The sequence below is a fragment of the Streptomyces globisporus genome, from assembly GCF_003501885.1.
GTDB classification, from domain to species: Bacteria; Actinomycetota; Actinomycetes; order Streptomycetales; family Streptomycetaceae; genus Streptomyces; species Streptomyces globisporus_D.
In genome coordinates this window covers 20,460-31,472 of the sequence record NZ_QWFA01000047.1, presented here as the reverse complement: position 1 = coordinate 31,472, position 11,013 = coordinate 20,460, and the positions used below count along the sequence as shown (strand labels likewise).

Genomic DNA, 11,013 nt, shown 5'->3' with positions numbered 1-11,013 from the left:
TCCCAGAACGCCTTCCCACCCCCGCCCTACCGTCCTGCCGCGTTGCAAAGTGGACCAATTGGTCAGTAGGTGACGTCAGGGCGGGCGGGTGGATCGGTGACCGACGGGCGACAGACACGCAACGCCGAGCGCACACGGCGTGCGGTGGTCGACGCAGCCGTCCAGGTGATCCTGGACCAGGGTGCCGCCGTGACACTGGCTCAGGTGGCCGCGGCCGCCGGGGTGTCGAAGAGTGGTCCGATCCACCATTTCGGCAGCCGGGACCAGTTGGTGGTCGCTCTGGTGGAGGACACGCACGAACGCTTCCGGGAGACGGTCCGCAGCCACCTCGACCTGTCCGAGCCTGCGGTCGCTCCGGTCATGGAGGAGAACGCCGCGTGGTGGGACGAGCGGCTCGCCCTCGACGGGGTAAGCCCCGAACGGATCCTGATCGTGCCGAGGGCTGCCGGGGGCATCTCCGTGGCCGCCATCTACGGCGAGCAGGACGAGAGCAGCCTCTCGACCGCGCGCGACCTCCTGCTGGAACTCGCCGGCGAGGGCACCTTCCGCACCTCTCTCTGAACCCCTGAGCCGCGGGCCGCACGGCCAGGGCACCGCACGGCCGGGCACCGGCGCCATCGGCCGACCGCACGGCCGGGCACCGGCGCCATCGGCCGATGGCATCATCCCTCGTCAGAGGGTGACGACGAGCTTCCCCTGGACGTGACCGCCCTCGGCTTCCCGGTGCGCGTCCGCGATCCTGTCCAGCGGGTACGTCGCCTGTACGTAGGGGGTGTACGCGCCCCGACCGCCCAGCGCGGCCCCTTCCGCCAGCACCGCCGAGTCGTTCTCCGCGTAGACGTGCCGTACTCCCAGCTCCGCCGAGCGGGCCGCGTCGGCCACCGTCACGACGCGGTCCGCGTGGCCGACGAGGGCGACCAGGTCGGCAAGCGATCCGGACGCCGCCAGGTCGAGCGCCGCGTCCACTCCCCCGGGGGCGAGTTCGCGGACCCGATCGGCGAGCCCGTCGCCGTAGGCGGTGGGCACGGCTCCCAACGTCCGCAGGTAGGCGTGCTTGGCCGGGCTCGACGTGCCGATGACGGTGGCACCGCGTGCCGCCGCCATCGCGACGGCGGCGCCGCCCACCCCGCCGGCCGCTCCCTCGATCAGCAGGGTGCGGCCGGAGAGGTCACCGAGCGCGTCGAGCGCCCGGCCCGCGGTGGCGACCGCGAGACCGGCTCCGGCAGCCTGTTCCAGGGTCCACGCTTCCGGCACCGCGGACCAGGCGGTCAGCACGGCGTACTCCGCGGCCGCCCCGAAGATGCCGCCGAGGCCGAACACCTTGTCACCCACAGTAACGCCCGAGACGCCCTCGCCGACCTCGTCCACCACTCCGGCGGCATCGCGGCCGGGGATCGCCGGGAGCTCGACGGGGAAGTGCTCTCGGACCACCCCCGAACGCAGCTTCCAGTCGATGGGGTTCACGCCGGCCGCGGCCACCCGGATGCGTAGCTCACCGGGCCCGGCGTGCGGCTCCCGAACATCGTCGATGGCGATCACGTCGGCGGGGCCGTAGTCGTGGTAACGGGCAGCACGCATGGAGTCACTCCTTGATCCGAAATTACTTACTGCGGAAACTAACTTACAGCGACTTCCTTTCCGCGGCAAATAACGGTGAGTTGCTTTCCGTGGCAAGTGTTGGTGATAGGATCACGCACATGGCAGCAGACAGCGGACTCCTCCCGACCGAGTCGGACACCTGGGACTCGATGCTGTCGGTGCTGCTCTGGCTTCCGGCGGCACTGGAGGCGCGCCTCAAGCAGGACGGCCTCTGCCACCACGAGTTCCTGATCCTCTGGTGCCTGACGGAGCACCGGGAGCGCACGCACACCATGAGTTCGCTCGCCGAGCTGTCCCGGGTCACCCCGTCACACCTGTCCCGTCTCGCGTCGCGCCTGGAGAAGCACGGCTGGCTCACGCGCGAGCGGGACCCTTCCGACGCCCGCGTCACCATCGCCTCCGTGACCGAGGCGGGATCGGCGAAGTACGCCGAGACGGCACCGGGCTACCACGCGACCCTGCGCGAGCACCTCTTCGACCGACTGACCGAGGAGCAGGTCGCGCAGCTCGGCCGAATCACCGCGACGGTCGCTCTGTCCCTGGCCCGATGACGGCCGCCCCGCCCCTGCCCCTGGCTCGATAAGGGTGACGATCCGCCCCGTGATGCCCTGGCGGACGACACGGCCGCCCCGTCCGGCTGCCTCGACAGGCCCAGCCGGACTCTCGTCGCCCCCCTCGTCGGGTGAACGGTTCGGGCGGCGGCGGAACCTGCTCGTCAGAGCCGTCCCGCCGTCCGAGACCGCGTACGAGGAGGGTACGACGCCGGCACCGCGGTGCTGGGCGGGTTGCTCGTCTCCTGGTACACCAGGGCCTCCTCCGCCGGAACCGACGCGCTCGACCTCCCGGCAGACCTGTCGACCGGGCCTCCTCGACGCCGGCCGAAGCCCTGATCGTGGCCGGAGAGGTCGGCGGCGGCACGGGTGGCCTCGTCCTCGCGGCCGCGAAGGAGGCGTTCACCGAGGCGGCCATGGTGACCGGTTCACCGGAGCCGGGGTGATGGTCGTCGCCGCGAGCTGGGCGCTGGTGACGCTGCGAGGCGTGTCCGCGAACCTGGATCTCGCCGAGGAGCACGAGCACCAGCTGCAGTGATTCGCTTCAGGTGGGAGCGGGACACTTCCACCGCGGGCGGCGCCCCGCTCCCGGCGGTCCGGCGGGCGTCAGAGCTCGAACCGCGCGTGCTGCGCCTCCGGCACCAGGTCGGTGTACTCCGGGTGCTTGCGGAGCCAGCCACGGATGAAGGGACAGAAGGGAAGCACCTTGAGCTCCTGCTTCCTGGCCTCGTCGAGAACCGAGCGGGCCAGCGCGCCCCCGAGGCCTCGGCCCCCGAACCGCGGGTCGATCTCCGTATGGAGGAAGGCGATCTCGTCCCGGAAGCGGTGATACTCGACGAATCCGGCCCGCTCACCGCCGTCGAAGATCTCGTAACGCGATTCCTCGGGGTTGTCCGCCACGTGGCTTTCCATGGTTCCCTCCTCGGGATGACCGGCCGCGCCTCCACCGCCGCCCCAGAGGGCGGCGGCTTGCCGGGGAGCCCATCATCCATTCAGTTGATGAATCAATTTATCTTTGGCGACGGGCGCTTCGCGCCCTCGCATCCGACTTCTCAGTCGCTGACCCTGCTACGGGACTGGTACAGCAGGTCCTGGTAGTCGGGGTGCCGGGCGATCCAGCCCGCGAAGAATGGGCAGGTGGCCAGCACCCGCAGGTTCGCCGCGCGAGCGTCGTCGAGGGCGGCCCGGGCCAGCGCGGACCCGACCCCCCTGCCCTCGTACGCCGGCTCGACCTCGGTGTGCACGAACGCGACGAGCTCCGCCGTACGGATGTACTGCGCGATGCCCGCCGGCTTGGACTCGCCGTCGACGTACGCCTCATAGCGGTTCGCCCCGGGCGCGTCGCTCACTTCGACCGCCATGTTTCCTCCTGTAAGGCCTGCTCACGACCGGCTCGACGGATGCCCGTCGACCGTGACCTCACCCTAACCATGAAATGTTGATGCATCAACATAAAGTCGGTCCGGGGATGCCGCTCTTGCGACGTGTCCCACCTGCGTCACGGGATTCGCATGACACCCCTTCGGCCATCAGCACATTCTGGCCCGGCACGCAGTTCCATCGATCAAGAGGAAAGGCTGCACCTGAGGAGACGGTTGCGTCTGTTGGCGGCCATACCGGCTGGTCTCGCACTGGCCGCCGGCGCCATGGTCCCCCTGCCCGCGAGTGCGGAAGCGCCCCGAGGGGCGGCCACCGTGCCCCTGTCGCCGGGCGACGCGGCGACGGTGCGGCTGATCACGGGCGGCACACTCGGCCGTGCTCGCACCGTCAAGGCGCAGCCGCGTCAGCCGTCGGGGAGCCAGCCCCGCTCACGCAGGGCCGCGACGAAACGGCCGTACGTCTCCTCCAGAGCCGGGCGTTCCGCCGGCACCGGCTCCACGAGGGCGCCACTGTGCACCATGGCCGCGGCGCTCGCGGCGAGGTCCTCGTGGAGCGTGCCGGTCGCGGCGAGCAGCGCGGCCCCGAACGCCGTCTCCGCGCGCTCGACGACCCGGACCGGTCGGTCCAGGACAGTGGCCCGGATCGCCGTCCACACAGTGCTGCGGCTTCCCCCGCCTGCCGCGTGGAGCGGGCCGAGCACCGGGATGCCCAGTCGCTCGATCCGGTCCAGGGCCAGGCGTTCGAGGAAGGCGACTCCTTCCAGCGCGGCGCGGTGGGCGTCCGCCTCGTCGCGGGGGCTGCCCAGTTCGAAGCCGCGCGCCGCGCCGGAGACGAAAGGGAAGCGTTCGCCGTCGCGGCACAGCGGGTAGCGCACGTACGACGCCGGACCCCGGGCCGCCGCGGCGGCGTCCAGCGCGGGCAGGCGGGCCGGGTCGACGTCGGCCAGGCACTCCCCTCCCGTGTTGGAGGCACCGCCGGGGAGCCACCAGCCGTCGGGGTGGCGATGGCTGTAGAAGGCGCCGGTCGCATCGCGCACCAAGTGCTCGGACACCCCCTTGAGGACGTACGTGGTGCCGATGACGCCCACGAACCGGCCCGGCTCGACCGCGCCGGTGGCGATCTGGCCCGCGCAGCCGTCCGTCATCCCGAGGCGTACGGAGCACCCTTCGGGCAGCCCCGTGGCCTCGGCCGCCTCCGGGCCGACGGTCCCGGCCCCGGTGCCGGGGGCGCCCACGGACGGGAGCAGCCCGAGCGGGAAGTCGAGGGCGTCGAACACCTCGTGCGCCCACTCCCCGGCACGGGCGTCGTAGCCGGACTTCAGCGCGTGGCTCCAGTCCGCGGCCACGGGGTGGCCCGTCAGTTCGCGGCCGATGAACTCGGGGGTGTGCAGGACGTGGTGCAGAGCGGAGCCGTACGCCCGCAGGCACCACACGGCCCGGCCGAGCGCGGCGGTGGGGCCCACCGACAGGCCGAGCGCGTCCCACCGGGCGCTGCCCGCCCGCTGGGCCTCGGCGTTGATGTCGGCGGCACGCCGGTCGTCGTACATCAGGGCGGGGCCGAGCGGTTCGCCGTCGGTTCCGGTGGGCACGATGGTGCCGGATGTGGCGGACACGGCCACCGCGATCACCTCCCGTCCGCCCCGGGGCAGCGCGCCCGTGGTGCGGCGCAGGGCCGACCGTACGGCGGGCCACCACGACCGGGCGTCCTGCTCGCTCGTTCCCGTGGCGGTCCGTACGGGGGGCGGGAGATCGGCCCGTGCCTCGGCGAGTACGCGTCCTTGGCCATCCACGCACAGCACGCGGACGGACGCGGTCGCCACGTCGATGCCGATCACGGCCGGAGAGGGCGGAGTGGGGCGACGGGGTTCACTGCTCATGCGGAAAGCGTCCTTCCCCGGGGGCCTCACATGTCCACGTCGGTCCACCGGTCGGGTGGCCGTCCATCGCCGTGGTGGCCCGTGTGTGACGTTGACATCCGTTCCATCGCGGTGGGAGCGGCGTGGTCATGAGCCGACGGCCGCCACCGTGACCTGGGTCCGTTCACGGAGTTTGCCCAGCAGGTCGGCGTCCGCTCCCTCGTCCACGACGAGATGGTCCAGGTCGCCGACGGGGCCCACCCGGTGCAACGCGGTGCGGGCGAGTTTGGTGTGGTCCATGAGCATCACCTTCGTCGCCGCCGACGTGAGCATCGCCCGTTTGACCAGCACCACGTCCTGCTCCTGGTGGTAGGCCGTCCTGGCGTCGAGGGCCGACGTGGAGACCGCGACGAGGTCCACGGAGAGCGCCTCCACCGCCTCCACGCAGGGCATGCCGAGGAAGGAGTCGTGGGTGCGTGAGTACTCGCCGCCCAGGGCGATCAGGCGGATGCCCTCACATCCGGCGAAGACGTCCAGCACCCGGCGGGCGTTGGTGACCACCGTGAGCGGAGCGAGTTCGACCAGGAGGCCCGCCATGACCAGCACCGTGGTGGAGTCGTCGAGCATGACCGACATGCCGGGCTCCACCAGCGCGGCGGCGGCCCGCGCGACGGCCCTCTTCTCCGCCGTGTTGACGCCGAGCCGGTAGTCGAGGCTCGACTCGAACACGGTGGAGGGCAGGGCGGACGCGCCACCGCGGAAGCGTCGCAGCACCCCTTGGCGCGCCAGGTCGTCGAGGTCCCGGTGGACGGTCATCAGGCTCACCCCCGTGAGCTGGGCGAGGGCGGCGCCCGTGGCCGTGCCCTGCTCCACCACGTGGTCGGCGATGAGCCGTCGGCGCTCTTCGGCGGATCTCTTGGTCATGGGGGTCAGTCTCCCGCAGGGCTCGGACCGGGCGCGGGGGCGGGGGGCGGCGCTGTGGGTACGTTGAGCGAGCGCAGCGCCGTCTCCGTACCGCGGATCTCGATCTCCGTGACGGCCCCGTTGTCCAGCCGCGGGAAGATGCGCCGGTAGCGCCCGAGAGGCAGTCCGAGGAGCTCGCACAGGGTGATGCGCAGCAGGGTGTTGTGGGCGACGACGAGCACCCGCTTCCCCTGGTGACGGTCTGCGAGGTCGCGCAGGGACGCGGTCGCCCGCGCCGCCGCCCGGGTGACGGGTTCGGAGCCGGGAAAGGCACCCGAGTCGGCGTCCTCGCGGAACCGCCGTACGGCTTCGGGATCCTCATCGGCCATCTCCTGGATCGTCCGGCCCTCGCCCCATCCGAAGTCCACCTCCCGCAGCCCTTCCTGGACCTCCACCGCCAGGCCCAGCGCCTTCGCCGCGGGGCTCGCCGTAAGTCGGGCGCGGCTGAGCGGGGAGCAGGCGACCGCGTCCACACCGCTGCGCGCCGCCCAGGCTCCGAGGTCGGTGGCCTGGGCCACGCCCCGGGGTGTCAGGGCCACGTCGGTGACGCCGGCATACCGGTTCTCCGCGTGCCACTCGGTCTCGCCGTGCCGTACGAGCAGGAGACGCGTGGTCATGGAGACCGCCCTTTCCGGGTCGGGGCCGAGTCGAGGCGAGGTGCACGGAGTTGCCGTTGCCCGTGTCGGCCGGGTGCATTGCCGGTTCACGTGGGCGCTGTTAAATTTAACAGACATTCCACAGCACGGGACCGGGCTTTCACGGCTCGGATCAGGCACGGATCACGGCCCCGACCTGCTCGGCACCAACCCCCAGCGGCTCTCCTCGCAGAAGGAATCCGACGTCATGCGCATCCTCGCCGCAGGCGACCACTTCGTCCGTCCCGCGTTGATTCGCGAGGCGGTGAGTCAGGAGCTGTCCCATGCGGGCGTGGAGCTACCGGAGTTCACGGAGCTGACTCTTCCCTGGCCCCATGAGCCTTTCGGTCCGGTCGCGGAGGTCCGTGAGGCCAGCGGTACGGAGGACGGGCTCGTGGAGGCGTTGGACGGGGCGGCCATCTGTGTGACGCAGATGGCCCCGTTCACCGAGCGGGTGTTCGCCGCGTCGCCCGCGTTGCGGTTGGTCGCCGTCTCGCGGGGCGGGCCGGTCAATGTGGACCTGGCCGCCGCCACCCGGCACGGGGTCAGGGTCAGTTTCGCCCCGGGCCGCAACGCCCCCGCTGCCGCGGAGTTCGCGGTGGGGTTGATGCTGGCCGCGATGCGGCGCATCGCGGCCGCCGACGCGGAGCTGAAGCGGGGCGTCTGGCGGGGGGATCTCTATGCGTACGAGGAGGTCGGCGGCGAGCTCGGCGGGGCCACGGTCGGGCTCGTGGGTTACGGGGCCATCGGCCGTATCGTGGCGCGGGTGATGCGCGCCTTCGGGGCGGACGTGCTCGCGGCCGACCCGTACGCCGACCCGGAGGCGGTCGCGGCGGACGGTGTCGAACTCGTCGAGCTGGACGACCTTCTGGGCCGGAGTTCGGTGGTGAGCCTGCATGCCCGCCTGACCGAGGAGACCCACCATCTGCTCGACACCCGCCGCCTCGGCCTGCTGCCGTCCGGGGCAGTTCTCGTCAACTCCGCCCGCGGCGGGCTGCTCGACCACGCGCCGCTGCCGGAGCTGCTGCGCAGCGGCGCTCTCGGGGCGCTGGCCCTCGATGTGTACGACGTCGAGCCGATCCCCGCCGACTGGGCCCTGCGTGACGTACCGAATGTGATCACCACGCCTCATCTCGCGGGCGCGACGCGGCAGACGGCGCACCGTGCGGCGGCGATCACCGCCGCCGAGGTCGGCCGCTTCGTGCGGGGGGAGAAGTTGCGGCATCTCGCGAACGGGGACGTCCTGGTGGACGGCGGGCCCTGACGGCGGTCTTCGCCGCCGGCGCCCCCAAATCCATCGGCTCGCACAGGAGGTAGCAGGGTTGAGGACCATCATCGGGGTGGACATCGGAACGTCGGTCACCAAGGCGGTGGCGTTCGACGAGGGCGGCGGGGCGCTGGCCGCCGCGAGCCGGCGCTCGCATCTGGAGATGCTGCCGGGCGGTCGCGTCGAGCAGGATCTCGACGACGTCGTCTCGGGTGTCGGCGCTGTCGTACGGGAGGTCGCGGCGGAGCTCGGGCGGCTGCCGGACGCCGTGGCGCTCACCGGGCAGGGGGACGGGTTGTGGCTGCGGGACTCCGGCGGCCGCCCGGTGCGGCCCGCCATCTCCTGGATGGACGCGCGGGCCTCGGATCTCGTGACCCGCTGGCTGACGGACGGCACGATCACCACGGCTTACGCGCACACCGGCTCGGGGATGTTCCCGGGGTGCCACGGCCCGCTGCTGAACTGGCTGCAGGAGCACGAGCCCCAGGCGCTGGACCGGGCCGCAGTCGCGGGGTACTGCGTCGACGCGGTCGCCCAGCGCCTCACCGGTCAGGTGTGCCTCGACGCCTCCGACGCGACGCTGCCGTTCCTCGACCCCCGTACCCGCCGCTACGCGCCCGAGGCCCTGGCGGCGTGCGGCGTCGCGGAGCGTGCGGCGCTGCTGCCCGCTCCCGCAGCCCCGGGCACGGTGCTCGCGCTCCACGGCCACGGCGCCGGACTCCTCGGTCTGCCCGAGGGGCTGCCGGTCGTGGCGGGGCCGTACGACCTGCCGGCCTGCGCGATCGGCAGCGGGGTGCGCGAGGTGGGGGACGGGGTCCTCATCCTCGGTACGACCCTCGCGAGCCAGGTGCTGACCGACCGGGTCGAGCTCGATGCGCTCGCCGAGCCCGCCGGCATGTGGCTGTGCACGCCGGCTCCCGACCGGTGGCTGCGTGCCATGCCCGCGATGGTGGGGACGGCGGCACTGGAGTGGGTGCTCGCTCTCGTCGGCGCGACCACGGCCGATGTGGACGCCCTGCTCTCCGACAGTCCGCCCGGCGCCCGGGGCGTCCGCGCCTTCCCCTTCCTGTCCGAAGCGGGCGAACGGGCCCCGTTCGTCGAGCCGTCGGCGCAGGGCAGACTCGACGGGCTCAGCCTGGCGACCGGCCGGGCGGACGCCGTCCGGGCCGTCTGCGAGGCCATCGGCTACGCGGCCCGGCACTGCCTGGAGGCGGCGGGGCTGAGCGGCACCCTCGCCCTGTGCGGGGGCGGCACGCGGTCGCAGACGTGGGCCCGGCTGATCGCCGACGTCCTCGGCCGGCCCGTGCGTGTCCCGCTGGAGGAGCAGGTCGGCGCGCTCGGCGTGGTGTCCGTCGCCAGGGCCTCGCTGTCCCCCGGGTACGACGCGCCGCCGGGACGCCATCAGGTGGTCGATCCGTGCGAGGACGTACGGGCGCTGTACGAGGACGAGTACGCGCGGTACCGGGCGGAGTTGGCGGCGGCCCGGACCGTGTGGGGAGCGCACGCGCGGCCGGCCGGACACCCCGGACACCTCTGAGCGCCCCCACCTGCCTGTTATTTATGACATGCCCATTGACACTCATAACACGCGCGATGTTAATTTGACGCGAAGGGGGCTCTCCGCCTGAAGACCGGGAGATTCCAGTGAAGGAACGCTCTGTCAGATCGTTTGCCGCGGCTCTGTCGGTGATGACGGTGATCGTCTCCGCCGCCGCCTGTTCGACGAAGGCGTCCAACAGCTCGGAGGGCAAGTCGTCGAAGGACGCGAAGATCGCATTCCTGATGCCCGACATCGCCTCCACCCGCTACGAGTTGTACGACGCGCCGCTCTTCAAGGCCAAGGTGAAGGATCTGTGCGGCGGTTGCGAGGTGCTCTACCAGAACGCGGGTGGCGACGCAGCGAAGCAACAGCAGCAGGCCGACTCCGCTCTCGCGCAGGGAGCCGACGTCATCGTGATCGACCCGGTGGACTCCGCCGCCGCGGCCAGCACCGTCCGTACGGCACAGGGGCGAGGGGTTCCCGTCATCGCGTACGACCGGCCGATCCCGGCGGTCAAGGCGGACTACTACGTCTCCTTCGACAACGAGAAGATCGGCGCCATGATCGGCCAGTCGTTGGTGGACCACCTCAAGGCCACCTCGGCCGAGGGCGGCCTCCTCCAGGTCAACGGATCGCCGACCGACGCGGCGGCGGGCCTGATCAAGAAGGGCATCCACAGCGCGGTCGACTCCAGCGGCTTCAAACTCCTCGCCGAGTACGACACTCCGGCCTGGGAGCCGGGGAAGGCCCAGAGCTGGGTCAGCGGTCAGATATCCAAGTTCCCGGGAAAGATCGCCGGAGTGGTGGCCGCCAACGACGGCACGGGCGGCGGTTCCATCGCCGCGTTCAAGGCGGCCGGAGCGAACGTGCCACCGGTTACCGGGAACGACGCCGAACTCGCCGCCGCCCAGCGGATCATCAAGGGCGATCAGTACAACACCATCTCCAAGCCCATCAAGACCGTCGCGGAAGCCGCGGCCGTCGCCGCGTTCTCCTTCGCCCAGGGCAAGAAGCCCAAGGGCGACACCACGCTCTTCGACACCCCCTCGGAACTCTTCACCCCGACCGTGGTCACCCGCGAGAACATCGCCGAGGTTCTGGTGGGCGACGGGAAGCCGCTCAAGACCGCCGAGGTGTGCACGGCGACGTACGCGGCCGCCTGCGCCGAGGTGGGCATCACGTAGTCGCGGGCCCCGTTCCCCACCTCTGCCTGCCCTTCTGTC

General features: G+C 71.8%; 11 protein-coding genes. 5 read left to right on the top strand and 6 right to left on the bottom strand.

Features of this window, described 5'->3' with window-relative positions; genetic code table 11:
* Positions 1-96 precede the first annotated feature (96 nt).
* Positions 97-561 (top strand): TetR/AcrR family transcriptional regulator, encoded by a 465-nt coding sequence (locus D3105_RS11495; RefSeq protein WP_165891002.1) that lies wholly within the window; start codon positions 97-99, stop codon positions 559-561.
* Positions 562-672: 111 nt separating this feature from the next.
* Here the strand turns inward: D3105_RS11495 and D3105_RS11490 are convergent, their stop codons facing one another.
* A complete protein-coding gene (locus tag D3105_RS11490; RefSeq protein WP_118903021.1) occupies positions 673-1,578 on the bottom strand; it encodes an NADP-dependent oxidoreductase in 906 nt (301 codons plus the stop codon).
* A gap of 119 nt (positions 1,579-1,697) precedes the next feature.
* On the opposite strand from D3105_RS11490, the gene D3105_RS11485 reads away from it, so the two are divergent.
* Entirely contained in the window at positions 1,698-2,150 is a 453-nt protein-coding gene (locus D3105_RS11485; RefSeq protein ID WP_118903019.1) for a MarR family winged helix-turn-helix transcriptional regulator, read from the top strand.
* A gap of 606 nt (positions 2,151-2,756) precedes the next feature.
* Here D3105_RS11485 and D3105_RS11480 read toward each other — a convergent pair.
* The 5 genes from D3105_RS11480 to D3105_RS11460 all read right to left on the bottom strand — a co-directional run bounded on the left by D3105_RS11480 (position 2,757) and on the right by D3105_RS11460 (position 6,965).
* Positions 2,757-3,062 (bottom strand): GNAT family N-acetyltransferase, encoded by a 306-nt coding sequence (locus D3105_RS11480; protein WP_118903016.1) that lies wholly within the window; start codon positions 3,060-3,062, stop codon positions 2,757-2,759.
* Positions 3,063-3,202: 140 nt separating this feature from the next.
* Positions 3,203-3,511 carry a GNAT family N-acetyltransferase gene (locus tag D3105_RS11475; protein ID WP_118903013.1) on the bottom strand — a complete coding sequence of 103 codons (309 nt, stop codon included), beginning with the start codon at positions 3,509-3,511 and terminating at the stop codon, positions 3,203-3,205.
* 422 nt (positions 3,512-3,933) lie between these two features.
* The gene (locus D3105_RS11470; RefSeq protein WP_118903010.1) at positions 3,934-5,406 is read right to left on the bottom strand and encodes an FGGY-family carbohydrate kinase; all 1,473 of its coding nucleotides are present in this window, start codon (positions 5,404-5,406) and stop codon (positions 3,934-3,936) included.
* 126 nt (positions 5,407-5,532) lie between these two features.
* A complete protein-coding gene (locus tag D3105_RS11465; protein ID WP_118903007.1) occupies positions 5,533-6,309 on the bottom strand; it encodes a DeoR/GlpR family DNA-binding transcription regulator in 777 nt (258 codons plus the stop codon).
* 5 nt (positions 6,310-6,314) lie between these two features.
* Positions 6,315-6,965 carry a histidine phosphatase family protein gene (locus D3105_RS11460; RefSeq protein ID WP_118903004.1) on the bottom strand — a complete coding sequence of 217 codons (651 nt, stop codon included), beginning with the start codon at positions 6,963-6,965 and terminating at the stop codon, positions 6,315-6,317.
* Positions 6,966-7,191: 226 nt separating this feature from the next.
* Here D3105_RS11460 and D3105_RS11455 point away from each other — a divergent pair, with 226 nt between their 5' ends.
* The 3 genes from D3105_RS11455 to D3105_RS11445 all read left to right on the top strand — a co-directional run bounded on the left by D3105_RS11455 (position 7,192) and on the right by D3105_RS11445 (position 10,974).
* The gene (locus D3105_RS11455; RefSeq protein WP_118903001.1) at positions 7,192-8,247 is read left to right on the top strand and encodes a 2-hydroxyacid dehydrogenase; all 1,056 of its coding nucleotides are present in this window, start codon (positions 7,192-7,194) and stop codon (positions 8,245-8,247) included.
* Positions 8,248-8,305: 58 nt separating this feature from the next.
* Entirely contained in the window at positions 8,306-9,787 is a 1,482-nt protein-coding gene (locus D3105_RS11450) for an FGGY-family carbohydrate kinase (protein ID WP_118902998.1), read from the top strand.
* 152 nt (positions 9,788-9,939) lie between these two features.
* Positions 9,940-10,974: a substrate-binding domain-containing protein gene (locus D3105_RS11445; RefSeq protein WP_165891001.1), complete on the top strand. Its 1,035-nt coding sequence runs from the start codon at positions 9,940-9,942 to the stop codon at positions 10,972-10,974.
* The last annotated feature ends 39 nt before the right edge of the window (positions 10,975-11,013 follow it).